27 protein-coding genes and 1 pseudogene are annotated in these 25,329 nt (G+C 41.1%); 23 read left to right on the top strand and 5 right to left on the bottom strand.

Features of this window, described 5'->3' with window-relative positions:
* Positions 1-99 precede the first annotated feature (99 nt).
* A complete protein-coding gene (locus QNH17_RS04450; protein ID WP_283877595.1) occupies positions 100-1,068 on the top strand; it encodes a bile acid:sodium symporter family protein in 969 nt (322 codons plus the stop codon).
* 53 nt (positions 1,069-1,121) lie between these two features.
* Here the strand turns inward: QNH17_RS04450 and ade are convergent, their stop codons facing one another.
* Together ade and QNH17_RS04460 are read right to left on the bottom strand one after the other, a co-directional pair.
* On the bottom strand, positions 1,122-2,861 hold the full coding sequence (gene ade, locus QNH17_RS04455) for an adenine deaminase (protein ID WP_283877596.1): 1,740 nt from the start codon (positions 2,859-2,861) through the stop codon (positions 1,122-1,124).
* 23 nt (positions 2,862-2,884) lie between these two features.
* Complete coding sequence (locus QNH17_RS04460; RefSeq protein WP_283877597.1) at positions 2,885-3,355, bottom strand: nucleoside deaminase; 471 nt, start codon at positions 3,353-3,355, stop codon at positions 2,885-2,887.
* Between the two features lie 616 nt (positions 3,356-3,971).
* Between QNH17_RS04460 and QNH17_RS04465 the strand changes: the two genes are divergently transcribed.
* The 19 genes and pseudogenes from QNH17_RS04465 (at position 3,972) to QNH17_RS04555 (ending at position 18,615) form a co-directional block, all read left to right on the top strand.
* On the top strand, positions 3,972-5,030 hold the full coding sequence (locus QNH17_RS04465; RefSeq protein WP_283877598.1) for an XdhC family protein: 1,059 nt from the start codon (positions 3,972-3,974) through the stop codon (positions 5,028-5,030).
* Positions 5,020-5,667 carry an NTP transferase domain-containing protein gene (locus tag QNH17_RS04470; RefSeq protein ID WP_283877599.1) on the top strand — a complete coding sequence of 216 codons (648 nt, stop codon included), beginning with the start codon at positions 5,020-5,022 and terminating at the stop codon, positions 5,665-5,667. The genes QNH17_RS04465 and QNH17_RS04470 overlap by 11 nt, the downstream gene beginning before the upstream one ends.
* Positions 5,660-6,169 carry a 2-oxo-4-hydroxy-4-carboxy-5-ureidoimidazoline decarboxylase gene (gene uraD, locus QNH17_RS04475; protein WP_283877600.1) on the top strand — a complete coding sequence of 170 codons (510 nt, stop codon included), beginning with the start codon at positions 5,660-5,662 and terminating at the stop codon, positions 6,167-6,169. Before QNH17_RS04470 ends, uraD begins: the two co-directional genes overlap by 8 nt.
* Positions 6,170-6,182: 13 nt before the next feature.
* Positions 6,183-7,136 (top strand): factor-independent urate hydroxylase, encoded by a 954-nt coding sequence (gene pucL / locus QNH17_RS04480; protein ID WP_283877601.1) that lies wholly within the window; start codon positions 6,183-6,185, stop codon positions 7,134-7,136.
* Positions 7,133-7,492 carry a hydroxyisourate hydrolase gene (gene uraH, locus QNH17_RS04485; protein WP_283877602.1) on the top strand — a complete coding sequence of 120 codons (360 nt, stop codon included), beginning with the start codon at positions 7,133-7,135 and terminating at the stop codon, positions 7,490-7,492. The genes pucL and uraH overlap by 4 nt, the downstream gene beginning before the upstream one ends.
* 13 nt (positions 7,493-7,505) lie before the next feature.
* On the top strand, positions 7,506-8,864 hold the full coding sequence (gene allB, locus QNH17_RS04490) for an allantoinase AllB (protein ID WP_283877603.1): 1,359 nt from the start codon (positions 7,506-7,508) through the stop codon (positions 8,862-8,864).
* Positions 8,865-8,881: 17 nt separating this feature from the next.
* Positions 8,882-10,141: an ArgE/DapE family deacylase gene (locus tag QNH17_RS04495; protein WP_283877604.1), complete on the top strand. Its 1,260-nt coding sequence runs from the start codon at positions 8,882-8,884 to the stop codon at positions 10,139-10,141.
* The gene (locus tag QNH17_RS04500) at positions 10,138-10,440 is read left to right on the top strand and encodes an urease subunit gamma (protein ID WP_283877605.1); all 303 of its coding nucleotides are present in this window, start codon (positions 10,138-10,140) and stop codon (positions 10,438-10,440) included. The genes QNH17_RS04495 and QNH17_RS04500 overlap by 4 nt, the downstream gene beginning before the upstream one ends.
* Positions 10,441-10,648: 208 nt before the next feature.
* On the top strand, positions 10,649-10,978 hold the full coding sequence (locus QNH17_RS04505) for an urease subunit beta (RefSeq protein WP_283877606.1): 330 nt from the start codon (positions 10,649-10,651) through the stop codon (positions 10,976-10,978).
* Complete coding sequence (gene ureC / locus QNH17_RS04510) at positions 10,975-12,687, top strand: urease subunit alpha (RefSeq protein WP_283877607.1); 1,713 nt, start codon at positions 10,975-10,977, stop codon at positions 12,685-12,687. Before QNH17_RS04505 ends, ureC begins: the two co-directional genes overlap by 4 nt.
* 10 nt (positions 12,688-12,697) lie before the next feature.
* On the top strand, positions 12,698-13,144 hold the full coding sequence (ureE, locus tag QNH17_RS04515) for an urease accessory protein UreE (RefSeq protein ID WP_283877608.1): 447 nt from the start codon (positions 12,698-12,700) through the stop codon (positions 13,142-13,144).
* Positions 13,137-13,823 (top strand): urease accessory protein UreF, encoded by a 687-nt coding sequence (locus tag QNH17_RS04520; protein WP_283877609.1) that lies wholly within the window; start codon positions 13,137-13,139, stop codon positions 13,821-13,823. The genes ureE and QNH17_RS04520 overlap by 8 nt, the downstream gene beginning before the upstream one ends.
* A 23-nt stretch (positions 13,824-13,846) precedes the next feature.
* Positions 13,847-14,458: an urease accessory protein UreG gene (ureG, locus tag QNH17_RS04525; protein ID WP_283877610.1), complete on the top strand. Its 612-nt coding sequence runs from the start codon at positions 13,847-13,849 to the stop codon at positions 14,456-14,458.
* Positions 14,459-15,277 carry an urease accessory protein UreD gene (locus QNH17_RS04530; protein WP_283877611.1) on the top strand — a complete coding sequence of 273 codons (819 nt, stop codon included), beginning with the start codon at positions 14,459-14,461 and terminating at the stop codon, positions 15,275-15,277.
* 110 nt (positions 15,278-15,387) lie between these two features.
* The gene (locus QNH17_RS04535) at positions 15,388-15,843 is read left to right on the top strand and encodes an SRPBCC domain-containing protein (protein WP_283877612.1); all 456 of its coding nucleotides are present in this window, start codon (positions 15,388-15,390) and stop codon (positions 15,841-15,843) included.
* 91 nt (positions 15,844-15,934) lie between these two features.
* Positions 15,935-16,870 (top strand): dipeptidase, encoded by a 936-nt coding sequence (locus QNH17_RS04540; protein ID WP_283877613.1) that lies wholly within the window; start codon positions 15,935-15,937, stop codon positions 16,868-16,870.
* Positions 16,867-17,894 (top strand): annotated as a pseudogene (locus QNH17_RS04545) (P1 family peptidase). The gene QNH17_RS04540 and the pseudogene QNH17_RS04545 overlap by 4 nt, the downstream one beginning before the upstream one ends.
* Before the next feature lie 5 nt (positions 17,895-17,899).
* Positions 17,900-18,130 (top strand): excisionase family DNA-binding protein, encoded by a 231-nt coding sequence (locus tag QNH17_RS04550; protein ID WP_283877614.1) that lies wholly within the window; start codon positions 17,900-17,902, stop codon positions 18,128-18,130.
* Positions 18,131-18,243: 113 nt separating this feature from the next.
* Positions 18,244-18,615, top strand: a complete 372-nt coding sequence (locus tag QNH17_RS04555; protein WP_283877615.1) for a DUF488 domain-containing protein — start codon at positions 18,244-18,246, stop codon at positions 18,613-18,615.
* A gap of 845 nt (positions 18,616-19,460) precedes the next feature.
* Here the strand turns inward: QNH17_RS04555 and QNH17_RS04560 are convergent.
* Together QNH17_RS04560 and trhA are read right to left on the bottom strand one after the other, a co-directional pair.
* Positions 19,461-20,282 (bottom strand): YitT family protein, encoded by an 822-nt coding sequence (locus tag QNH17_RS04560; protein WP_283877616.1) that lies wholly within the window; start codon positions 20,280-20,282, stop codon positions 19,461-19,463.
* Positions 20,283-20,404: 122 nt separating this feature from the next.
* Entirely contained in the window at positions 20,405-21,052 is a 648-nt protein-coding gene (gene trhA / locus QNH17_RS04565; RefSeq protein ID WP_283877617.1) for a PAQR family membrane homeostasis protein TrhA, read from the bottom strand.
* A 131-nt stretch (positions 21,053-21,183) separates the two neighbouring features.
* Between trhA and QNH17_RS04570 the strand changes: the two genes are divergently transcribed.
* On the top strand, positions 21,184-21,774 hold the full coding sequence (locus QNH17_RS04570; protein ID WP_283877619.1) for a DUF1836 domain-containing protein: 591 nt from the start codon (positions 21,184-21,186) through the stop codon (positions 21,772-21,774).
* Here the strand turns inward: QNH17_RS04570 and QNH17_RS04575 are convergent.
* On the bottom strand, positions 21,765-23,333 hold the full coding sequence (locus tag QNH17_RS04575; protein WP_283877620.1) for a glycosyl hydrolase family 28-related protein: 1,569 nt from the start codon (positions 23,331-23,333) through the stop codon (positions 21,765-21,767). The two genes, QNH17_RS04570 and QNH17_RS04575, sit on opposite strands and share 10 nt — an antisense overlap.
* Before the next feature lie 248 nt (positions 23,334-23,581).
* Between QNH17_RS04575 and QNH17_RS04580 the strand changes: the two genes are divergently transcribed.
* Positions 23,582-24,064, top strand: a complete 483-nt coding sequence (locus QNH17_RS04580; RefSeq protein WP_283877621.1) for a CBO0543 family protein — start codon at positions 23,582-23,584, stop codon at positions 24,062-24,064.
* Positions 24,065-24,829: 765 nt separating this feature from the next.
* The gene (locus QNH17_RS04585) at positions 24,830-25,273 is read left to right on the top strand and encodes a hypothetical protein (protein ID WP_283877622.1); all 444 of its coding nucleotides are present in this window, start codon (positions 24,830-24,832) and stop codon (positions 25,271-25,273) included.
* Positions 25,274-25,329: the final 56 nt, after the last annotated feature.

Consider the following 25,329-nt stretch of genomic DNA (forward strand, 5'->3'; position numbering starts at 1 on the left):
TGGTATTCTTTATAAGTAAAAAGTGACGTCTTTAAAAGGATGGACTTACTGGAAGGACATATGTAAGTTCGCTTCAAGACGAATAGGGAGATTCTCAACATGCTGCAAAAGATAAATAAACAACTAGAAAGAATTATGCCATTAATTACTCCGGTTGGTGTATTGACTGGAGTATTGTTCAGTATCTATCTAAAGGACTTTTCTTTCTTAATTCCATGGATTTTTGCATTTATGACCTTCGCAGGAAGTTTAAGTTCCAATTTTCATTCGTTAAAGGAAGTAATTGTTCATCCGTTTCCGATTTTTATCGCGATGTTAATCCTCCATATTCTTATGCCGATCTGGGCTTGGAGTGTTGGTCATGTCGTCTTTTCTGGTGATATATATACAATTACAGGACTTATCTTAGGAATGGTAATCCCGACAGGAGTCACAAGCTTCATGTGGGTGGCTATTTACAAAGGGAATATTCCTCTGGTCTTATCGATTATTTTAATCGATACCTTGCTTTCACCCATTATTGTTCCTTATTCGCTATCGTTATTTATGGGTGAAACCATTGAGATGGACTTTATCAATATTATGAAGGGGCTATTGGGAATGGTTGTTATTCCCTCGCTGATAGGTATGTATTTAAACCAAGTGACCAAGGGGAAAATTAAAGACCAATTGGGAACACGTCTTGCGCCCTTTTCAAAAATATGCCTCGGTTTTGTGGTCATGCTAAATGGGGCTGTTGTGGCACCATACTTAAAGAATATTAATCTTAAATTAGTTAGTATTACGTTGACAGTCTTTATGATCGCATTGACTGGCTACTTGTTTTCGTTTTTAATAGGGAAATTTTTTAAAGGTGGACGCGACAACGTTATATCGCTGACTTTCACTGGCGGCATGAGGAATATCAGTGCGGGTGCAGTAATCGCAGTTTCCTACTTTCCAGCGGCAGTAGCGGTGCCAGTAGTTGTCGGCATGCTATTTCAACAGGTCCTTGCTTCCTTAAATGGGCATTTTCTCAATAGGTATTATAATAGAAAAGTTGAAAATCAGGATTCGGTTGCTTTATAAAAGCAAATACACGAAAACATCCTCTCGGCCGAAATGGTGAGAGGATGTTTTTTTTACTCCACATCAAGACCGATATGTTTAAAGTTACTAACCTTGAATAACCCCTTATCTGTTAGTTTTAATTCTGGTATGACCGGAAGTGCTAAAAATGATAAGGTTAGAAACGGGTTAAAGTGATGATTTGCTCCTAGTTTTTGAAGAGCAAGATTGATTTCTTTAAGACCGGAATACACCTCTTGATATGGCCGATCGGACATTAAGCCTGCAATGGATAGTTCCAAGGAAGCAATGATTTCTCCATGGTTGACAACGACCAGACCGCCTTGCATCTCTTTGATCGCTTTTGCGGCAATTACCATATCATCATCTTTCGTTCCAGCAATAATTAGATTATGAGAATCATGGGCAATAGTTGTGGCGATGGCCCCTGATTTTAGCCCCAAACCTTTGACAATTCCTAAACCAATTTGATTTTTTAAGTGATGGCGTTCAATTACGGCCAGCTTTAGTTGGTCATTCGTGATGGAAGTTTGAAAGAACCCGGCATTATTCTTTTCAACTTTTTCAATTATATGACGGGTTACAAGACTATTGGGGATGATTTCAATGATATTTGCTTTGTTCGTTTTTAAAGGAATATGGAAATGTTCTACTGTTAGCTCATGGTAACGAACTGAATTTCTTAATCGCTCTGTTTCAACGAAAGTTTGGTTGTTTAAATCCATAGTAAGCTGGCCATTGTCGACAACGGCCCTCCCGTCTTTAAAAACGGTTCTAATATTAATTTTATTCATGTCATCAAACAGGAAGAAATCAGCTTTGTATCCGGGGGCAATCGCACCCTTATTTTCGAGTCCAAAGCATTCGGCTGCATTGATGGTTGCCATTTGAATGGCGGTAATCGTTGAGAGGCCTGAGGCGATAGCAAGTCTCACGTTGTGATCGATGCTGCCGTCATGAACAAGATCGTCTAAATGTTTATCATCAGTGACAAATAAGCATCTTCTGGCATTGCGTTCATTGACGATTGTTATCAATTGTTGCAAGTCCTTTGCCACTGTCCCTTCGCGAATCATTAAATACATTCCTCTTTGGAGACGTTCTTTTGCTTCCACGGCTGTTGTGCTTTCATGATCAGTTCGAATCCCTGCTGACATATAAACATTAATATCATTGGCTGATAAGCCAGCGGCATGGCCATCAATTTTTTTACCAGATTGTTTAGATGTTATAATCTTTTCGATCATGTCCTGTTCAGCATGAAAGACTGCCGGGAAATTCATGACTTCAGCTAGTCCTAATACACGTGGCTCGAGATAAAACGGTTTGAGGTCTTCGGCATATAGAGTAGCACCGGAATTTTCAAATTCAGTCGCAGGAACACAGGATGGAAGCATAAAGAAATAGTCAAACGGTAGATTTTCCGAGGAATCGAGCATGTATTGTATTCCATCCGTTCCTAATACGTTGGCAATTTCATGAGGGTCGGCAATAACCGTGGTCACCCCGTGCGGCAGAAGAACCTTCGCAAACTCCTTGGGTGTGACCATCGAGGATTCAATGTGCACATGACCATCGATAAAAGCAGGGGAAATATATAGCCCCTTCGCATCAATGACATTTTTCCCCTCATATTCACCGATCCCTGCAAAGTACCCATCCACAATTGCGATGTCACCTTCCATCAATTCACCAGTAAAGACATCAATTATTTTGCCATTTTTAATGACTGTATCTGCTAGCTCTCTTTTGGTGGATACAGAGATTCGTTTGATTATTTGTTTGCTTTCCATAGGACAACATCCTTTTTGTCAAATTAATATTCCACTTTATCTTTTGCATTCTCCCATGTTTTAAAAGGTAAGTCTCCATTTGTTGGAAAGATTTTTTTCATCGGTATTTTTCGATTTTCGACAGGAAGTGATAGCTGGTCATAAATAAATTGATCGTCAAAGCCGATCTTCGCTGCTTCTTGTTTGGTGCAGGCATAATAAACAGCCTTAGGGCGAGCCCAGTAAATGGCGCCGATACACATCGGACAAGGCTCACAGCTGGTATAAATTTCACAGTCGTTTAACTGAAAGTCGTTTAAATTTCGGCAGGCATCTCGAATCGCTTGTACCTCCGCATGGGCAGTAGGGTCGTTTGTCCCTGTCACTTGATTTCGGCCCACACCAACAATCTTTCCATCCTTGACGACGACCGCCCCAAATGGTCCCCCTTGATTCGTCAATACATTATTTAATGCTAGCTCAATCGCTTTTTCCATAAAGAGAGTATCCGTCATACCAGCACTCCATTCTATTTTTCAATTGGTTTATTTAGATTGATTCTTTCTTGTTGAATAACTGGCAGGTTGGGGGTAAGCTTTGTTGCCAGGAATTGAGGACAGTGAATGAACTTACCATACATTATTCAGTAAGATGCTCACAAATGCTCTATTGTTGAAAGGATTTCTGACATGATTTTTAAATAAAAGGCTGTGTTAAATGTTAATGTTGATTTTAGCACTCTGTTGATCTTCGTTACAGGCACGAAGACTCCTGCGGGAGTACGGGGCAGGAGAGACCCCGAAGGAGCAAAGCGACGAGGAGGCTCACCGGCACGCCCGCGGAAAGCGAAGTGCCTGGAACGGAAATCAACAGACAAGTTTAACACAGCCAAATAAAAAGAAAACAATCAAACCGCCAATTTTTTATGTAAGATTTTATGACATTAATGTAGATACTATTTCCTCTTTTGGATAGTATGGTGAAAAAAGATGACATGGACTTTGTTCATTATGTTCATCTATCTACATAAAACTACCTGGTCAGTAGAAAATTGAAAAAGAACATGGGTGTATTTTGGGAGGTCTATCAATATATATATAGTTAGAAACTAGGAAAGAATAGGGGGCCAAGATGGAAGGGATTCATGAAATCTTAAACGCCTTATTTTCTGATTCTTATCATGAAGGCGATTGTTTAGCTACCATCATTCATGTAGAAGGATCCGCCTATCGTAAAGAAGGTACATCCATGTTGTTACGAAGTGACGGGACAAAGGTTGGCATGTTAAGTGCAGGCTGTTTAGAAACAGACTTATCCTATCGAGCTCAAGAAGCAAGGGATGAAGGAAAAGTAAAAACTGTAATTTATGATATGCGGGAGGAGGACGATTTATCGTGGGGACATGGTGCAGGCTGCAACGGGGTCATCCGTGTGCTTCTTGAACCTGTCGATGCCTTTCTACGTGATCACCTTCAAAAGCTAAAGTTCCATTTGGACAATGGCCATCGAGTCACGATGATGAAAAAAATGACCGAGGAGTATTCGGTTTCTGACTATTTATTTTTCTCGGATGATCAACACTATTTTGGAAAATGGCATGGAAGGACATTAGATGAGGTTAAAGGTCTATTAAACGGAATTCATCAAAACTTTCCGAAAAGCGGGATCAAATATTTTGCGGAACTATCATCAAATGTTTATATTCATTCCTTTGAACCGAAGCCTCGATTAGTTGTTTTTGGTGCCGGCGCTGATGCCGTGCCATTGGTAAAAATCGCCTCACAGGCAGGATTTTCAGTGACTGTTTCCGATTGGCGTTCTGCCTTGTGTAATGTAGACCGCTTTCCAGATGCGGATGGATGGCTAGTTGGAAATCCTTATGAGACGATTCCACTTCTTCATTTAACCTGTTCTGATTCAGTCCTGATCCTTACGCACCAATTTCAAAAGGATCAGGAGATATTGAGTCATTTAAAGGGGAAGGAATTAATGTATTTAGGCGTCCTTGGTCCAAGAATAAGGACACAACGTCTTCTCGAGGGGCTGGCATTTCCTCAGGAAATTAACAGTCCTGCAGGTCTATCGATAGGAGCAGAGGGGCCCGAGGAGATTGCTATCAGTTTAGTTGCAGAACTAATACAACGGCAACGGAGTAAGAGGCAGCAAAAGGTGATTACCTTTGAACTATAACGCTGGGGTCATCGCAGTCTGTCTTGCCGCGGGTAAGAGTCAGCGGATGGGGATTAACAAACTGGCCCTCCCATGGGGGAAAAGATCAATTGGTCAGTCAGTCTTAGAAAAAGCAGTAAAATCTGAATTAAGTTTTACCATTGTGGTAACAAGGGAAGCGGATCATCTCCACTGGATTGAGCGCAGCCTTTTTCAAACTCCTCTCCAAGAAAAGTGGAAAGCTGTGATATGCCAAGACTCTGATCTAGGGCAGGCCCATTCCTTGCACACTGGATTACGGGAAGCAATGGAAATGGAGCCAAAAGGAATCATGATCCTTCTTGCTGATCAACCACTTCTGCCAGTAAAAATCATCAATGACTTAGTTTTTCGTTACATGAAGGGTCACCACCAAAATATCGATATCCCGTTTCTTGCGGCAAGTTTTCAGGGCATTCCGAGACCGCCAATTATTTTTTCAACTAAAGTAGTTCCTGACTTATTGAAACTTGAAGGGGATGAAGGGGCTCGCCAGCTTTTTAGAAAATCTCAATTAACTGGAAAACTAGTTGACTATGAAAACAGTTGGGACTTTTTTGATGTGGATACAAAAGAGGATTATGAAATTCTGAAGGGGGTGGGCACGAGTAGTGAATAACCAGCCGCGGCTTTCAATCGAGGACGTAAATCAAATGAACAAAGAAGAGTTTGTGAGTGCAGTAGGATGGGTGTTTGAGCACTCTCCATGGGTGGCAAGGGCAGCATGGGAAAGTCTGCCCTTAAATTCTCGTGAGGAACTCTTACAAAGAATGGTGACGGTTGTAAAAAATGCAGAGGAAGCTGTTCAATTGGCACTGCTTCGGGCCCATCCGGATCTCGGGACTAGATTAATCATTTCAGAGGTTTCACAAAAGGAGCAAGCAGGTGTTGGGCTTGATCGGTTAACTATGGATGAACATAAGGAGTTTATGTCACTAAATCAAAGGTATGTTGAACAATTTGGCTTTCCGTTTATCATGGCGGTGAAGGGCCAAAACAAGGGTACCATCCTTGCAGCAATGAAAGTGCGTGTTGCTAATGCCTATGAACAAGAATTCCTGACAGCCTTAAATGAAGTCTATAAAATTGTGGGGTTCCGCTTAACGGATCTTATTGAATAAAGGGGAGGATGCTATGCAAAGAACGATGCGTTATGGAAAAGCAGATGTTTGGGTTTATCGTACTTACGCAACCCCGCTCACAGCGGTCCGTCCAATTCCTGAATCAGCCTTTTCGGGTAGAAGCAATATTCTGTTTGGAATGAACGTGAAGGTGGCAGTAGAGGGCGATGCTTTCTTACCGTCTTTTAAAGATGGCGATAATTCATTAGTTGTCGCAACTGATTCAATGAAAAATTTTATTTTAAAACATGCTGGCGATTATAAAGGTTCCACCCAAGAAGGGTTCCTTGAGTTTGTCGGCCGTCGTTTCCTTGAAACGTATTCACATATGAGTGCAGTCGATATTTCAAGTGAACAAATCCCATTTGACGAACTTCCAGTACCGACGAAAGATAGTTTTGAACCGAGCCCATTAGTATTTCGCTATTCATTAAATGAGCAGTCTTTGGCTCAAGTGGAAGTGAAACGCTCTGGAGAAGAAATTATCACAACTGATCATCTCAGCAGTTTAAAGGGACTAAAGCTTTTAAAGGTACGAGGCAGTTCCTTTTATGGGTTTGTGCAAGATGAATATACAACACTTCCGGAATCCTTTGATCGACCGCTGTTTATCTTTTTGAATATTGGGTGGCGCTATAACGATTTTGAGGAAGCGAAGGGCAGGACAGCAAATGGGTATGTCGCCGCAGAGCAAGTAAGGGATATTGCTTATACGGTTTTTCATGAAGAAAATTCTCCCTCCATCCAAAATCTTATCTACCGCATTGGCCTTCGCGTATTAGAGCGTTTTCCACAGTTAGTTGAGGTTCGCTTTGAATCCAATAACCGGACGTGGGAAACCGTTTTAGACGAAATTCCAGCCTCACAAGATGGAAAGGTATTTACCGAACCGCGACCTCCTTACGGGTTTCAATGTTTTTCAATGACACGTGATGATTTAGAAAATCCAGGGGAATTACCGAAATGACAGGAAAGTTAACTACTCACGTTCTGGATTTAAGTATTGGTAAGCCAGCAAGTGGAGTGGTAGTGGAGTTATGGCAAGTTGATTCAGAAAACAGGTTTCAATTCATTTTAACATGCCGGACAAATGAGGATGGGCGAGTTAACCAATCACTTCTAGAAAAAACAAGCATGAAAATAGGAATCTATGAACTTCGTTTTCATGTGGGAGATTATTTCCGTAATCGTGGTACGTTACTCGGAGACCCTTCCTTCTTAGATTGTGTTCCTATTCGCTTTGGCATCTCTGAACCCGAATCCCACTATCATGTTCCATTGCTGATTTCACCTGGTGGGTATAGTACGTATCGAGGGAGTTAAGGAGGATCCTAACATGAAAGAACTATGGGTGAAGAATGGGCTTGTTTTTACCGAGGAAGGCTTTCGAGAGGTAAACATTCGAGTAATTGATGAGCAAATCGACTCCTTTGTAAAAAGTGAAGCAGAACCATTGAAAGAGGAAACAGATACAGTGATCGATGCAAGCGGCTGTCTCGTTGTTCCTGGCTTTATTGATGCCCATGTCCATTTCAATGACCCGGGAAGAACGGATTGGGAAGGTATTGAGACAGGCAGCCGTGCCGCAGCAATCGGCGGCACCACGACGATTTTTGATATGCCGCTGAATTGTGCCCCCTCCATCACTAATCTTAATAATTTACTAGATAAAAAGGATTACTTAGCTACTAGGTCATATGTTGATTATGCTCTGTGGGGGGGAATAACAGAGACGAACATCACTGACCGGAAAGAGCTCTCCCAAATGAGTACGGGGATTATTGCTTGGAAGGCATTTATGAGTGAGAGTGGAATTGAAGATTTCCCATTCGTATCTCCGAATGGATTGAAACAAGCCATGCAAGCAGCTTCGGAACATAAGAAGATTCTCGCCCTCCATGCAGAATGGAATGAGGAGATTCATAAGTTGTCAGCTTTTTATAAACAAAGGGTGGGAATGAATGAACGAAAGGCCTTTCTCGCCAGCAGACCCGTATCAGCAGAAGAAAAAGCTGTTAATTATGCACTAGAACTTGCTGCAAAATATGGAACTGCCCTTCATTTTGTGCATATTAGTTCAGCGAAAGTAATCGGATTGATCGAGCAAGCCAAAAAAAGCGGAGTAGACGTCACCGTTGAAACCTGTCCCCATTATTTAATCTTTGATGAAGAGGATTTTCTTAAAAGCGGTGCCATCCTCAAATGTGCGCCGCCATTAAGACCGCGCGAAGAAGTAGAGGGGCTATGGGACTGCCTTCAGAGAGGGTGGATTGATACCATTGGCTCCGATCATTCTCCATGCTTATATTCGATGAAAGCAACGGATTCCATCTGGGAAGCATGGGGAGGAATTCAGGGGGTTCAATTTACATGGCTTTCACTGCTTGATGAAGCCCTTAAACGGAGAATCAGCCTTAAAGAAATTTTACCATTAGGGACGTCGAATGTGGCAGAGAGGTTTGGAATCGCTGAACGGAAAGGAAGGGTTCGGCCTGGACTCGATGCGGACTTAGTGCTGATCCGTTTAGATGAATCAACGATTGTTGATAAACAGTCATTGGCCTTTAGAAATGCTTATTCACCCTATGAGGATAAGGAGTTTTTACTCAAAGTGAAGAAAACAATTTTACGAGGAAAAGTCATTTATGATGACCAATTAGGGGTGGGTAAAGGAAAGTTTGGTGTTTGTCTTTAGTGAAGAGGAGGAATTTGATGAATCAGGATAAGGAACGGTTAGTCCAATGGATTGAAGAGCACCAGGTAGAAATGATTGATTTTTTACAAAAAATCGTGCAAGTTCCTTCGGATAATCCTGCAGGCGACTGTTATCCAATTGCAGCCTTTTTATATCATCAGCTTCAGGAACTCGGATTTGAGGATGTTTCCCTATTAGATGTGGAGGAAGAGGAAGTCAAAGCGGCTGGAATGATCAGTCTGGCCAATGTCCTAAGCCGCACGAAGTTTGGAAATGGAGAGGGAACCAATATAGCCCTAAATGCACATGGTGATGTCGTGCCGCCAGGGTTAGGCTGGAGTGTTGACCCATATGGAGGGGAGATCATTAACGGTAGGATGTATGGCCGGGGTGTAGCTGTCTCCAAATCGGATATTGCTGCCTACTCATATGCTGTTCTAGCTTTGAAACAGGCAAAAATCAGTCAGCGGCTGCAAGGGGAAGTCAACCTTGCATTTACCTTTGATGAAGAGACAGGAGGCGAATTAGGACCGAAAAGACTGCTTGATCAAGGGGATATTAAACCAGATCAGGCGATTGCTGCTGGCTTTACCTATTCAGCGGTTAATGCTCACAATGGCTGTTTACATTTTGAAGTGAAAACAACAGGAAAATCTGCTCATGCGGCCTTACCGCATACTGGAATTGATGCGCTTGAGGCGACGACTGAGATTCTAAATCGTTTATATGAATACCGAAAGACTCTTGCTGCGAAAAAATCTACTGTGCCTGGAATTGATCATCCAACCTTAGTTGTCGGTCTCATTTCGGGAGGAATTAACACGAATGTTGTGCCTGATGAATGCACGATCAGAGTAGATCGAAGACTGATTCCTGGTGAAGATGGGGCACAAGCGGAGGCGGAATTTAGAAGTGTGGTGGAAGAAGCCGTAAAGACGGTCAAGGGAATAAAAATAGAGATTCGCAAAATTCTCCATGCAGAAAGTTTCGGACCTGTTCCGGAAGATTCCCCATTGATTTCAGCTCTGTCTTCGAATTGGCAGTCCATTATGAAGGGCAAGGGTGAATTAGCCATTAACGGCGTACCAATCTATGCAGATGCCCGTCATTTCTATGAAAAAGGGATCCCAACGATCATGTTTGGTGTTGGACCTAAAGTGTTAGAAGAGGCCAACGGGCACCGGGCTGATGAACACATTAGAATCGAAGATTTGATTGATGCTACGAAAATTATTGCATGTACACTTTATGATTTACTGGGGGGAGGCAGGCGATGAAATTAACTCAGCGGGAACAGGAAAAATTAATGATTGTTGTTGCAGCAGACCTGGCAAGGCGCCGTAAAGACCGAGGCCTAAAATTAAACTACCCTGAGGCGATTGCCCTGATCACCTACGAAATTATCGAAGGGGCAAGAGATGGGAAATCGGTGGCAGAACTGATGAGTGAGGGGGCCAAAATATTATCCAATGAAGATGTGATGGAAGGGATCGCGGAGATGATTCACGATATTCAGGTAGAGGCAACCTTTCCAGATGGAACCAAGCTTGTCACTGTACATGAACCAATTCGATAGATTTAGAGTGGGTTGGTTGGGACTTTAAGCTAATTTTAGAAGAAAAATAGGGGGATTTTACAAAATAGGGGGTTAATTTTACAAAAATCAAATTTATTTTACGGATGAGAAGTTCGATTTTACAAAAAATGAAGTTATTTTACGAAATAGAGAGTTGATTTTACAGTAAATGTAAAATAACTTCCAACTGGGGAGGGGAAGTAAAAAAATGATACCAGGAGAATATCGATTAAAACAAGAGCCGATTATTTGTAACGAGGGGAGAACGGCTGTTAGGGTCATGGTGCTCAATCAAGGTGACAGGCCGATTCAAGTCGGCTCCCATTTTCATTTTTATGAAGTAAATAGCGCACTAAAATTTGACCGAGACCAAGCATTTGGAAAGCATCTAAATATCCCTGCTGGCACTGCCGTCCGCTTTGAACCTGGCGATGCGAAGGAAATAGACCTCGTTCCCTTCGCCGGTAAGCGTGAAGTCTATGGACTAAATAATAAAACAGATGGCCCTCTGGACAAAGGGGGGAAGAAACAGTTATGAGCTTTCGAATGTCGAGAAAACAATATGCAGACATGTTTGGTCCTACAACAGGCGACGCCATCCGGCTTGCGGACACTGATTTATTTATCGAAATAGAAAAGGATTTTACTATTTATGGGGATGAAGTGAAATTTGGAGGTGGAAAAGTAATCCGTGACGGGATGGGGCAGCATCCGCTTGTGACACGAGCACAGGGAGCACTGGATACCGTCATTACCAACGCCATTATTTTGGATTATAGCGGGATCTATAAAGCCGATATTGGGATTCGAGATGGCAGAATCACTGGAATTGGAAAAAGTGGCAATCCTCTCTTAATGGAAGGTGTAGACCTCATCATTGGGGCGTCGACAGAAGTCATTGCCGGAGAAGGGATGATTGTAACAGCCGGCGGGATTGATGCCCATATCCATTTTATTAGTCCGCAGCAAATTGAAACAGCCCTGTCATCAGGGATTACAACCATGATTGGCGGTGGCACCGGTCCGGCAACGGGAACAAATGCAACCACTTGTACGCCGGGGGAATGGAATATTCACCGCATGTTGGAGGCTGCTGAAGAATTCCCTATAAATCTAGGATTCTTAGGAAAGGGTAATTCGTCTGCTGAGGAACCGTTAATTGAACAGATTAATGCCGGTGTGATTGGTCTTAAATTGCATGAAGATTGGGGGACGACTGCCTCTGCCATTGACCACTGCCTCAAGGTCGCGGACAAGTATGATATACAAGTTGCCATTCATACCGATACCTTAAATGAAGGCGGGTTTGTCGAGGATACTTTGTCAGCGATTAATGGCCGGGTCATCCATACGTACCATACGGAAGGTGCAGGCGGAGGTCATGCTCCTGATATTATTAAAGTCGCAAGTTTCCCGTATATCCTCCCGTCATCCACCAATCCAACACGACCCTACACCAAAAATACCTTAGATGAGCATTTAGATATGCTGATGGTTTGTCATCACTTGGACCCCGACGTGCCGGAGGATATTGCCTTTGCTGATTCGCGCATCAGAAAAGAAACGATTGCAGCGGAAGACATTCTCCACGATTTGGGCGTATTCAGCATGATTAGTTCTGATTCGCAGGCGATGGGCCGAGTAGGAGAAGTGATCACTCGTACCTGGCAAACAGCTGATAAAATGCGGAAGCAGCGCGGCAAGCTACCGGAAGACAAGGGGGCCTGCGACAACTTCCGTGCTAAGCGATACATTGCCAAATATACAATTAATCCAGCGATAACGCATGGGATTGCGGAGGAAGTGGGGTCGGTGGAGGTGGGGAAATTGGCAGATCTCGTCATTTGGGATCCGGCATTTTTTGGCGTTAAACCAGAGATCGTTATCAAAGGTGGAATGATTGCGCATAGTTTGATGGGAGATCCAAATGCCTCAATTCCCACTCCGCAGCCTGTTCTGTATCGGCCCATGTTTGCTTCCTTCGGTAAAGCCAAGTACACCACATCGGTTACTTTCATGTCAAAAGCAGCGATTGAACTTGGAGTTCCCGAAAAGCTGGGACTAAAAAAACAAATCAAGCCAGTACAAGGAATCAGACAGCTATCAAAAAAGGATATGAAGCTAAATGCTGAGATGCCATCCATTGAAGTCGATCCACAAACTTATGAGGTGATCGTGGATGGAGAACTAATGACCTGTGAACCAGCTGAGGTATTACCGATGGCACAGCGCTATTTCTTATTTTAGGAGTGAGAGAATGATTATTGAAAAAGTCATTGGCAATGTAGAAGAAATCTCAACTACTGGACGTCACATAGAAAGGGTATATCTAGCTAGTGATGACTTAGTGAAGCGAATTCAGCGGGTGACAACTGACCACGGAAAAGAGGTTGGGATCCGCTTAAAGGAACCAAAAGACTTGATTGATGGCGATATATTATTCATGGATGACAGAAATATGATTGTCATCAGTGTCACCAGCGACGACTTGATCGTGATTCAGCCGACAAGTTTAAAGCAAATGGGGGAAATTGCTCATCAATTGGGCAACCGCCACTTACCAGCGCAATTTGAAGGTGAGGTTATGCTTGTCCAATTTGATTATCTTGTTCAGGAACTGCTCGACCAATTGGGTGTTCCATACTCAAGAGAGAAGAGAAAGGTAAAAAGGGCTTTCCGCCATATCGGACACTCGCATGGATAATCAACTTTTAGCTTTACTGCAAATTGGCGATTCGAATTTTCCTTCAGGTGCTTTTTCCCATTCATTTGGATTGGAAACTTACATTCAGGAAGAAACCGTCTATAGTAAGGAAACCTTTTTTGAATGGCTCCGCATTTACTTGGAAAAACAATTGGCCTATACGGATGGACTTGCCTGCCGCATAACCTATGAAACCTTACTTAATAATGATACGGAAGAGCTCTGGATACTCGATCGAAAACTGTTCATACAGAATATCCCCAAAGAAACACGGGAAGCAAACCGACGGATTGGGGAACGATTGATTCGAATGGGGCATGATTTATATTCAATTCCATTATTAAAGGTGTACCTTAGTAAAATTCGTGCCAAGGAGGCGTTGGGCCACCCTGGAATTGCTTTTTCAATCATATGCCACTACTTAGGTATTGAGAAAAGACAGGGGATCTTGACTTTCCTTTATTCAAGTATGGTGACTCTTATTCAGAATGGTGTGCGCGGAATACCGCTTGGGCAGACAGCTGGTCAGCGTATCCTATTAGAACTGCAGCCTTTTTTACTGAAAATAACAGAAGAAATTGAACATATGGATGTGGATGATTTTGGAGTTGTTGCTCCTGGCCTTGAAATTGCACAAATGCGCCATGAAAGACTACATACCCGATTGTTTATGTCCTAATAACCATGAAAGAAGGGGAAACAATGGAACCAGTACGTATAGGAGTTGGAGGACCAGTTGGAGCAGGGAAGACGCTGCTTGTTGAGCGATTAACCAGGTACCTCCATGAGGAATATAAAATGGCGGTTGTAACCAATGACATCTACACAAAGGAAGATGCACAGTTTTTAATAAAAAACAGTGTGCTCCCGGGGGATCGAATTATTGGTGTAGAGACCGGCGGTTGCCCGCATACAGCAATTCGGGAAGATGCGTCGATGAACTTTGCTGCAATTGATGAGCTAAAGGAGAAACATCCGGACCTTGCGCTTATTTTTGTTGAAAGTGGAGGTGATAACCTAGCCGCCACCTTTAGTCCTGAACTTGTTGACCTTTCCATTTATATTATTGATGTAGCCCAAGGGGAAAAAATTCCTCGTAAAGGCGGACAAGGGATGATTAAATCTGATCTATTTATTATCAATAAGATTGATTTAGCACCGTATGTTGGCGCAAGTCTAGAGGTCATGGAGGCAGATACACAGGCAGCTCGAGGCAAGAAGCCTTATATTTTTACGAACTTAAAAGAGGATGTCGGTGTAAACGAAGTTATTCATTGGCTTAAGTCAAATGCACTGCTGGTTGGGTTAGGGTAGGTGGTAAACTGGACAGGATACTTAAGACTAACAGGTTCCAGGAAAGGGAAGAAAACAATTTTAAAAGATTCCTATTCTGAGGGTGCTTTTAAAATTACTAGACCTATTTACCTGACAACAAGCGGTGAGGCCTGTTTTTATATAATGAATCCTGGCGGGGGTTATGTGGACGGGGATTCATATAAAATTGATATTTGTCTGGAAGAAGACGCCAATGCCATTATCACGACGCAATCATCTACTAAAATATATAAGACGACAATCAAGCCTGCCATTCAAGAGCAGACGATCTATTTAAAAAGCGGCAGTGTTTTAGAATATATGCCCGATCCAGTTATCGCTTACCAGTATAGTTGTTATAAGCAACGTACTGTAGTTCGAATGGAGAGCGGGTCCTCCCTTATTTGTTCAGAAATATTTACTCCAGGCTGGGCGCCTGATGGCACATTATTTCAATATGGCTTACTGCAATCCAAAATGGAAGTATACCGAGATGAGAGATTAATATTATTTGATCATCTAAAACTTCAACCAGATGGGGATATCAAGGGGATTGGTTTTATGGAGGGGTTTACCCATTTTGGGACGATGATTGTTATTGATGATCGAGTAAACCAGCTTTTTTTAGAAGAACTCCATAACTATTTCGAATCGGTTTCTGAAGCACGAATTGGTCTCACTATGATCGCAGAGCCAGGGTTTGCCCTTAGGGTTCTTGCAAATACAACGCAGGAGATAGAAAAAATCCTCTCTTTTTGTCATGAATGCATTCGTAATAAATTGATGGAAAAGGAGGCCGTGTTTCTAAGAAAATATTAAAATTTGTTTAGGACTCGCCAGTCGGTGAGTTTTTTTCTCTTTATGGTCGATAATTTTGGGAGAGGGAATCGAAGAATTATAATGGAGATATCTTGCCCTAGGAGGTATATATGAAAAAACTATTTGTCGATAAAACGATTGTAATCAATGCTCCGGCGTCAAAGGTATGGGATGTGTTAACGGTTGAGGAGTACAATAACCATTGGGCAACGGAATTCTCGAGCGGCGGACCTCAGTTTCATCTCGACTCTACATGGGAATTAGGTAGTCCTGTCCTTTGGAAAGGGGAAGATGGGACAGTGATCGTCGAAGGTAATGTGACGGCTCTTGAGAAAAATAAACTCCTCCGCTTTACCGTATTTGATGTGCGCAGTGAGGAAAAGGCGCTTGTCACCGAAGAGGACGGAATCACCTTCCAATTATCCGAGGAAATGGGTATGACAAACTTACATATCTTACAAGGTGATTTTTCTGTGATGCCGGAAGGGAAAAAATACCGTGATTTAAGTGCGGATATTTGGGACAAGGTGCTGCCAAGTATTAAAAAGATGGCGGAATCAAACTAACTATTAAATTAAATTTTTTTCGGGCTAGGTATTTACCAACCTAGCCCCTTTTGTTGTGATAAAATTTTTAATAAAAAGGAGAGTATGCTGAATGAATATCATTGACCTACATTGTGATGCCCTGATGAAACTTCAAGAAGCGCAAGGGAAACTACGGTTTGCGGATGCGCCGGAATTACATACAAATAAAACACGATTACAGCAAGGCCAAATCAAAGTTCAATGCTTTGCGATATTTATTGAACCTGAAATCAAGGGTGATCAGAAATTTCAAGTAGCTCTCGAGCAAGTTGATTATTTTTACAAGGAAGTGCTGGGAAAAAATCCGGATATGGTCCATATCAAAGAATGGTCCGATTTTGACCGCTTAAAAATTGGCCAAATTGGCGCGATGTTAACACTTGAAGGCGTTGATGCGATTAGCAACGATTTAGCAAAGCTTCATATTCTTTATCAACTTGGGGTACGTTCCGTTGGTTTGACATGGAATCAAGCAAATCTCGCTGCAGATGGTGCCGGTGAACCGCGTGGGGCGGGGCTGACGTTGTTCGGGAAAGAGATTGTCGAGTTTAATAACGACCATCAAATCCTGACCGATGTTTCCCATTTGAGTGATAAGGGGATTTGGGAGGTCATTGAATTAGCCAAGTATCCGATTGCAAGTCACTCGAACGCTCGAGCACTTTGTAATCATTTGCGAAATTTAACAGATGAACAGGCACAGGCGATGTTTGCTAAGGGCGGCTTGATTCATGTTGTTTATCATCCGCCTTTTGTTAAGGAATCAGGTGAAGTAACGATTTCAGACCTTGTGAAACATATTGATCATTTTTGCTCATTGGGCGGCGTCAAACAAATCGGATTCGGCTCGGATTTTGATGGGATTTCTACTTTTATCACTAATTTAGAGGACACCTCGAAAAGCCAAAATCTTATCAACGAACTATTAAAATATTACTCTGAAGAGGTTGTCCGCGGCTTTGCTTATCAAAACTTTCTTGACCATCGGCCAGGGATTTTCCGATGAAGGTTAGAGCAAAAGGAATCATCGTTGGAAACCTGCCAACGGGAAGGAAAAACTGTATCACCGATGTGGCTGAAGTAATGGTAGGACATGTTACACTTGACTACCCGATTAATCAGTCAGTTGAGGAATATGCCTGTACAGGTGTAACGGCAATCCTTCCTCATAAAGGCAATTTATTTAAAGAAAAAGTAACCGCGGCCAGTTATGTTATTAACGGATTTGGAAAAACAACAGGTCTTGTCCAGTTGAATGAATTAGGTGTGCTTGAATCGCCCATCATGTTAACAAATACCTTCGCGGTCCCAGCTGTCACACAGGGAGTGCTGGAATACATGCTTGAAGGGATCAGGAAATTGGTGACACGACAGGAACCATTAATGTAGTCGTTGGGGAATGTAATGACAGCTATTTAAATTCAATCCGTTTATTTCCTGTAAAACCTGAGCATGCCATTGAAGCCATCAAGAAAGCATCGGAAGAACAGGCAGTCGAAGGGGCGGTTGGAGCAGGAAAAGGCATGGTTTGCTTTGGTTATAAAGGCGGGATTGGCTCGTCCTCCCGAATCGTTGAAGAGTACACGGTCGGATGCTTAGTTCTTAGCAATTTTGGAAAAAAGGCAGAATTACAAGCATTTCGCTATTCACAGGCGGGAGGCTTGTCTGAGACATCCGATGGTTCGATTATCATTGTTTTGGCCACCGATGCCCCGTTAAGTGACCGGCAATTGCAGCGCTTGGCGAAACGCTGCGGGATTGGACTGGGCCGAACCGGCAGTCATTTTAGTCATGGCAGCGGTGATATTGTCATTGCTTTTTCCACGGCCCATAAAATGGTACACTTTTCGGACGCGAAGATTGAAACTCGCTGCCAGCTTCGCGAGGACCATCCGATTATGAACCAGCTATTTACGTCCGCAGCAGAAGCTGCCGAGGAAGCCATTTTAAATTCCTTAGCACAAGCGGAAACAACAAAGGGAAGAGCCGGAAGGGGTGTCCATCAAATTGAATTTCATAAAGAGGAGTAATCAAATTGTACCTTACTATAAAAGAGACGGCAGAATATTTATCAATGCCTGAGGCAACCGTTAAAAGCCTTATTCAGCAAAAGAAAATCCGCGCCCTATTTGATGGGGAAGCATACCTGATCTACAAAGAACAATTCAATACCCACCTAAAACAAATGGAAAAATACAAACAACTAATCGAAGAAATCCTAAACGAACCCATCCCAGAAAGCATTGACGTGAAGGACGAGGACTAATATTGGTGGTTTAATATTGGTGCCTGACACCATTCGTGAACAAAACTATGAATTTGTCTATATGGGGTGGACGCTTGGATCATATGGTGCCTGACACTATTTGGAGGTGAAGTATGGATAATATTTTTATGAAAAGGGTCTATGAGCCTTTTGAGGAAGTGGATGGATTTAGGATTTTGATTGATCGGCTCTGGCCGAGGGGGATTTCTAAGGATGCGGCAAAGCTGTCGTATTGGTTTAAAGATTTAGCTCCGAGCAATGAGTTGCGGAAATGGTTTTGTCACAAACCTGAACTTTTTGAAGAATTCCGGAACAGATACCTTGAGGAACTTCGTTCAGATGAACAAAAACGGGAATATATCCGGCAAATCTTTGAAATGACAGCACAGGGCACAGTCACGCTCCTATATGGAGCAAAGGACCCGGTCTATAATCACGCTCGGGTATTGATGGAGGAACTTAATAGATTAGTTGGGGTGGATTGATTAAATTTTAAAGGAAATTCGGTGGGATGATGTCCGAAGAGGCAGTAAAAACGGGATAGCGGTAATCATAGGAAGCGACTAATGCCCGACGAGGTCCAAAAAAAGGTCCAACGGGAACTAGAGGAAGCGACTAATGCCCGAGAAGGCTAAAAAAACGCTTCAACGGGAACTAGTGGAAGCGACTAATGCCCGAGAAGGCTAAAAAAACGCTTCAACGGGAACTAGAGGAAGCGACTAATGCCCAACGAGGTCTAAAAAACGGATTAACGGGAACTAGAGGAAGCGACTAATGCCCGACGAGGTCCAAAAAACGGATCAACGGGAACTAGAGGAAGGGACTAATGCCCAACGAGGTCCAAAAAACGGATTAACGGTAACTAGAGGAAGCGACTAATGCCCAACGAGGTCCAAAAAACGAATTAACGGGAACTAGAGGAAGGGACTAATGCCCGACGAGGTCCAAAAAACAGATCAACGGGAACTAGAGGAAGGGACTAATGCCCAACGAGGTCCAAAAAACGGATTAACGGTAACTAGAGGAAGCGACTAATGCCCAACGAGGTCCAAAAAACGCTTCAACGGGAACTAGAGGAAGCGACTAATGCCCAACGAGGTCCAAAAAAAGCTTCAACGGGAACTAGAGGAAGGGACTAATGCCCGACGAGGTCCAAAAAACGCTTCAACGGGAACTAGAGGAAGCGACTAATGCCCGACGAGGTCCAAAAAACGGTCCAACGGGAACTAGTGGATGCAATTAATGCCCGCGAAGGTAAAAATCGGTTCAGGTAACCTGGTTAATACGATTTATGCCCTTATCCAAAATCCATGGGCATCATCCCACCCCATCAATCCCTCCGAAAACGCCCCATTACTTCCATTGTTTGCATGATATTGACAAACGCCTTCGCATCCACCTGTCTAATCGTATGTTTGGTTTCATTTAATTCGAATTTGGTAATCACCGTGGTTAACACCTTTTTGGGCTTATGAGTGTAAGCCCCTTCTGCATCCGTTACCGTTACACCCCGAGCATGCAAATGAATTAGTGCATCCGTCAGCTCTTCATATTTATCAGTAACAATCGTTAACGTTAATTTATTTTGATTGGTATAAACCATATCAACGGCCCGGCCCGACACATAAATAGCGATAATCGTATACAGTGTGATACCCCATCCAAAAATCAATCCGGAAATCCCCACGACCAAAAGGTTCATGCAAATATTTAAAAAGCCCACCTGCAAGTTCTTTTTTTTCGCAAGAGTAAGACTAACAATATCCGTTCCTCCCGTAGAGCCTCCAATCCGAATGATCAGCCCAACGGCTATTCCATAAAGTGCCCCCCCAATAATGCAAGAAAGAAGAATATCATTGCTAATAGGATGAATCGGAATAAATTTCATACTCATTGATAACACAAAGACAGCATACCCTGTCAGCAAAATGAACTTTTTGCCTAAGTATTTTAATCCTAAGAAAAATAAAGGAATATTGATCAGCAAGATAATCCATCCAGTATTGATATTTAAAAAATGGTGAATAAAAAAAGCGATGCCTGTCACACCACCTGAGGTCAGTTGATGGGGAATAAGAAAAGTGTTAAAGGCAAATCCAAAAAGAATCGAGCAAAGTCCAATGACAATCAATTGAAAAATTAATCGTACCAACTTAGAACACCTCTATCTTAGTATGGTGCATTATTAGTTTTATATTGTCCTAACCATTAAAGTTTATTTCAAAAACAAAAAACGCCATCCATCGAGGGCGTTTTAAAAGTTTTAACATTATATTAAATGACGTATAGAAATACGGTTAAAAAGTGTGCCAGACTTCCTAGCAAAATGAAAATATGAAAAATTTCATGGAAGCCCATGTATTTTGATTGCAAGAATTTAGGTTTTGCACCGTAGATCACTCCGCCAATAGTATAAAAAATTCCACCGAGAATGAGCAAAAATAAACCATTGGGGTTTAAGCTTCCCGTAAGCGGTGAGAATACAAACACAATCATCCAGCCCATCGCTAAATACAAAGCGGTAGAAATCCAGCGCGGGCAATTAAACCAGACCATTTTAAAAACAACCCCGCTTATTGCAATACCCGCAATAATGGAAAATAGAATCGCACCTATTTTTCCGTCCAAGCTAATAAAACAAAAAGGAGTATACGTACCAGCAATTAAAATGAAAATCATTGAATGATCGAGCCGGCGTAAAAAGGCAATGACTTTATCGCGGGCAATTACCATGTGATAAGTGGCTGATGCTGAGTAAAGCAGAATCATACTAACGCCGAAAATAATGACCGCAGTAATCGCAGTCGGTGAACTGGTTGTCGCAGAAGCTTTAATAACCATCGCAAGGAGCCCGGCAAAGGCTAATATTGCACCCGCTAAATGAGTCAGTCCATTAATAGGTTCGCGAATGTAATTGTTCATTTGTAATGCCTCCTATTACAACATGTAGTTTTAATAACTACTTATAATAATACTCATATATTAACACCTAGTCAATGGATATCTGTTTAGGTATAATAAAAAATATTAAGCAAATGAACGGGGTTTTTAAATTGAAAAATATCAATCAAATTATTGAACAGCTCGGCCTAGAAGCAAGTTTAACCCTAGAGGAAATACCAAAGATCGATTTATATATGGATCAGGTAATCCAATTATTTGAAAATAAATTCTTGGAAACAAAGCGGAATGAAGACGACAAGGTCCTCACCAAAACGATGATCAACAATTACGCGAAAGGAAAACTCATTTTTCCAATCCATAATAAGAAATATTCAAAGGAGCATCTCATCCTGATGAGTCTGATATACCAACTAAAAGGGGCACTTTCGATCAATGATATTAAAGCTACCCTTGCGGGGATCAATCAAAAAATTATCAATGAAGAGATAGAACTCGATTCTTTTTATACCGGCTATCTGAATTTAACCCGCCAAAATGTTGAAGATTTTAAAGGAGACATTGAGGAAAGGGTAATGGAGGTTAAAAAAGAAATATCTGAGGTTGATCAAGGAAATTCACAGGATCTTGAGCAGGTATTAATGATCTCTTCACTCGTTCATATGAGTAATTTATATCGTAAGGTAGCCGAAAAACTGGTCGATGAAATGACTATTGAAAAAGAAGAAAAGCGTCACAAATAGTTGTGGACGCTTTTTGTATTTTCAATTGTAACATCTTCGATTCCTGATCCGACGTTGATCACTTTTGGTGCAGAATTTTTGCTCATTACATTACAAATTTGTATAGAATCGGCGTGATTCTCTCCGCCGAAAACTTTAATATCGGTCCCTGCTTTTTTAAAATCCTTGAACGATATATTCTTTAATATGACGTTCCTGGCCCGGTACTGAACAGCAATAACTGGGTGGCCTTTGTAGTCATAATTGGGATCACCGATTAAAGTAAACTGATTAATCACGACATTTTGATAAGCGGAGACTACCATTCCGCGCGGTGTTGAGTCCTTATATAACTCAGTAAATACTGGCGCGATCGCTATAAGATTCGTAGCACAAATATTGTAGGCTGTTTGCGATTTTGCCTCTGTACTTTTGTGGTGTCCAATATGGCGAAAATTAAATGAGCGGTTATCATTGACGGAAATATGCCCGATAATATGGACATTGGAAGCCGCTGAAGAATTTTCGTGTGCTTTAATTTCTACCCCGCCAAAGCATCTAGACGAAGAATTATTAACTAACACTACATTTCTGGAACCATCATCGACTTCAATCCCGTTGGAGTTGGAAAATCCCTTCTTGTGGGCCCGGCCACTCGGATCACACATGTGGCAGCGTGAGATGTAGATATAATCACTGTGATGAGTGGTGATACCATCATCGCCGAAGCCATAGCCGTTTAAGTTATCCAGCCAGACATACTTGCTTCCGCCGCGGGCGCGAAAACCGTCTCCCGCATAATTGTACAAAGTCGATGAAATATCGAAGCAATGAAGGCCTGGATTCATCGCCTCAACGTCCTTAACCCAGCCATAGGTAACATTTGCATATGTTAAACAGCTTGAGTGGTTCCCCCAAGTACTTGTTTTAGCCACATTGCCAAGCCTTTCCACATTCCAGTCTAAACATAGTGCCCCAACAAAAAGATGGGTGTTACCTTTCCAATGGTTTGCGTTTGTTACCAGCCGAGTGCCTTTTTTTGCTGAATCATGCAGTTTAATGGTCGTTATGCCTTTTCCTGCCCCGACAAGCATAGTAAAGGAGGGGAGTTGGATTCCCTTTGTGATAAAGACGCCAGCCGGTACCATTACCTTAACTTTTCCGTTGCCAATCGCTTTTTTAAATGCAAGGGTGTTATCCGTTTTACCATCGCCAACTGCCCCATAATCCACTACATTGACTACTTTCTCCACATTATTTTCTAAATGAATGAATTCATTGTCCAACAGATCTTTCCAATCTGGTACAACGTCTCCAGCCTTATCTATTTTAACCTTTCCACGTGAATCGGAAGGTGTATAGGTGGATAAAAAGCGATAAAAGCCTGCTGCCATTTTTTGCGCAAGAGTTCCTATAGAATGATTTCCATTCTTTCCACGATGAGAGGTTTTACTCACTCGGATTTGATTAAAAAGTTGTTCGGTTTCTTGAATAGCCTTTGTTAAATCAAATTGGTTGTTAATTTCGGCAAGGATTGCGGCGTTCCTTCTTGGATCATGGTTTTTCTCTAAATAAAGCAATCATTTCACACCCCAAAAGGACATTATGTGGTTCTCTTGCCATTTGAATTTCCCAAATGGATGTAAATTGGTTTTACAAACAGAGGAGCACTATACATTAACATCGTTAATCCTTCTTGAATCAACGCTTAGCTTAATATCCCTTACTGTTTTATTTCATATTATCTTCGTATTATAAATTTACCTTAAACAAAAATTGAATTAATCAATTCTATAAGTAAAAACTATTTATTAAAGGAGGATAATTAATGAAATATAAAGCAGAGAAAACTATTGAAATTTCATCCTGGATAATTGTGTCATTATTATTAATAAAATTTACACCAAAAAATAAAATTCGTGAAACACTAGTTGTATTTTTATTTAAACAAGCACTAACATGGATTTTTGGATTACTAGTGGTAGAAAAAAACTTAATTTCCTATCCATATCGCTTATTTTTCAAAAAAGCAAATAAAGCTTCTTTTTCATTTGAATACTTTATATATCCTGGACTGTGCGCTTTATTTAGTTTGTACTATCCAAAAAATAAATCTAACCTTTTAAAAACCCTGCATTGCTTTATTAGTACTTCTGTAATAGTCATCTTTGAAATAGTTGCAGTGAAATATACAAAATTAATTAAATATAAAAAATGGACTTGGTATTGGAGTTTTATAACAATTTGGATAACTGATTACTTAACACAAGCTTTTCACAACTGGTTTTTTAAAACTAAATTTCATGAATAAAAAGGGGCAGTTAGACTTCCCCTTGTATTTAGTTAAATGCAATATATCAGTCAAGTGCTATAAAAGATAGGACTGGATTTTTAACTCTTTTTGTCCACTCCGCGTTACTTTACTAAAAAAAGCTGTCAGAGTTGGCAGCCCTAATTATTTAGCTTACCCTTTAATTTATCTAATTTCTTTATATTACAGTTAAAATTGGGAATAACAATACATCATAAATGATGTTAGTTTTAAAAATTCTAGGAAAAGGACGAACCGGGTATGCAACCCTTTTTTAGCAACAATATAAGTATCAATTAGGGTTGCTAAAAATATTTCACTATTTTTGAGGGAGTTAGGTTACGAAAAAATTTTAAAGCATTAAAGCTAATATACAGCCCAATATAATTAAAATAGTTATATCAATATCAAATACTCCTAAATTAGTCAGGTATTGTGTGAGGCATACACGGATGACCAGACCGGTATTCTCACAAGCGATGGGGACAGGAACTGCATCTATAATGAGGAAAAACAGTTGATAGAAGCACGTCTTTTTATTGGATAACTCTGTTTATTAATATTTAGAAATGTGATGCCATCACTGTACTTTTCATCACATTTTTTATGTTAAGCAGGACATTCTAAGGTTACGTTGGTGTAATATTAAATTTTATTTCCACACTAAAAAACTAATTAAGTTTTTAATGAATAATAATTAGTGTGAGTCTTTTTTACAATTGAGATAATCACATTATACGAAACTTGGTAAGGAGCTTGAATTAGGTGGCTAACTCAAAAGAAGTATTACTATGGAGTATTGCTCTTCCTGGCTTTGGTCAATTTTTAAATGGCAAACTAATAAAAGGTATTGTTTTTGTATTTTTAGAATTCTTTATAAATGTAAATGCCAATTTTAATGTTGTTATAATTTCTAGTTTTCATGGAGAAATCGAAAAAGCCATTGCTCAAACTGATTACTTATGGATAATGTTTTACCCTTGTTTATACTTTTTTGCCATGTGGGATGCTTATAAAGATGCTGGTGGAGGAAATAGAAAATATTCTTATTTACCATTCGTTTTTTGTGCTTTCTTTGTAACAGTGGGGTGTATATATTCATCAACTTTCAAGATATTCGGATTTTTAATTGGTCCAATATGGTTACCAATTTTGTGCGTGATACCAGGAATTTGGATAGGCCTTTTACTAATGAAAATCATTAAATAAGCTATTGAAGTATTCTTTTAGCAGAAACTCTAATTAAATTATATAAATTACAATAA

It is taken from the genome of Neobacillus sp. SuZ13, assembly GCF_030123365.1.
Lineage (GTDB): Bacteria > Bacillota > Bacilli > Bacillales > Cytobacillaceae > Neobacillus.

Excerpts from the sequence above, each read along its gene's own strand:
- QNH17_RS04450 (WP_283877595.1), top strand. The coding sequence starts at position 100 with ATGCTGCAAAAGATAAATAAACAACTAGAAAGAATTATGCCATTAATT.
- ade (WP_283877596.1), bottom strand. The coding sequence starts at position 2,861 with ATGGAAAGCAAACAAATAATCAAACGAATCTCTGTATCCACCAAAAGA.
- QNH17_RS04460 (WP_283877597.1), bottom strand. The coding sequence starts at position 3,355 with ATGACGGATACTCTCTTTATGGAAAAAGCGATTGAGCTAGCATTAAAT.
- QNH17_RS04465 (WP_283877598.1), top strand. The coding sequence starts at position 3,972 with ATGGAAGGGATTCATGAAATCTTAAACGCCTTATTTTCTGATTCTTAT.
- pucL (WP_283877601.1), top strand. The coding sequence starts at position 6,183 with ATGCAAAGAACGATGCGTTATGGAAAAGCAGATGTTTGGGTTTATCGT.
- uraH (WP_283877602.1), top strand. The coding sequence starts at position 7,133 with ATGACAGGAAAGTTAACTACTCACGTTCTGGATTTAAGTATTGGTAAG.
- allB (WP_283877603.1), top strand. The coding sequence starts at position 7,506 with ATGAAAGAACTATGGGTGAAGAATGGGCTTGTTTTTACCGAGGAAGGC.
- QNH17_RS04495 (WP_283877604.1), top strand. The coding sequence starts at position 8,882 with ATGAATCAGGATAAGGAACGGTTAGTCCAATGGATTGAAGAGCACCAG.
- QNH17_RS04500 (WP_283877605.1), top strand. The coding sequence starts at position 10,138 with ATGAAATTAACTCAGCGGGAACAGGAAAAATTAATGATTGTTGTTGCA.
- QNH17_RS04505 (WP_283877606.1), top strand. The coding sequence starts at position 10,649 with ATGATACCAGGAGAATATCGATTAAAACAAGAGCCGATTATTTGTAAC.
- ureC (WP_283877607.1), top strand. The coding sequence starts at position 10,975 with ATGAGCTTTCGAATGTCGAGAAAACAATATGCAGACATGTTTGGTCCT.
- ureE (WP_283877608.1), top strand. The coding sequence starts at position 12,698 with ATGATTATTGAAAAAGTCATTGGCAATGTAGAAGAAATCTCAACTACT.
- QNH17_RS04520 (WP_283877609.1), top strand. The coding sequence starts at position 13,137 with ATGGATAATCAACTTTTAGCTTTACTGCAAATTGGCGATTCGAATTTT.
- ureG (WP_283877610.1), top strand. The coding sequence starts at position 13,847 with ATGGAACCAGTACGTATAGGAGTTGGAGGACCAGTTGGAGCAGGGAAG.
- QNH17_RS04535 (WP_283877612.1), top strand. The coding sequence starts at position 15,388 with ATGAAAAAACTATTTGTCGATAAAACGATTGTAATCAATGCTCCGGCG.
- QNH17_RS04540 (WP_283877613.1), top strand. The coding sequence starts at position 15,935 with ATGAATATCATTGACCTACATTGTGATGCCCTGATGAAACTTCAAGAA.
- QNH17_RS04555 (WP_283877615.1), top strand. The coding sequence starts at position 18,244 with ATGGATAATATTTTTATGAAAAGGGTCTATGAGCCTTTTGAGGAAGTG.
- trhA (WP_283877617.1), bottom strand. The coding sequence starts at position 21,052 with ATGAACAATTACATTCGCGAACCTATTAATGGACTGACTCATTTAGCG.
- QNH17_RS04580 (WP_283877621.1), top strand. The coding sequence starts at position 23,582 with ATGAAATATAAAGCAGAGAAAACTATTGAAATTTCATCCTGGATAATT.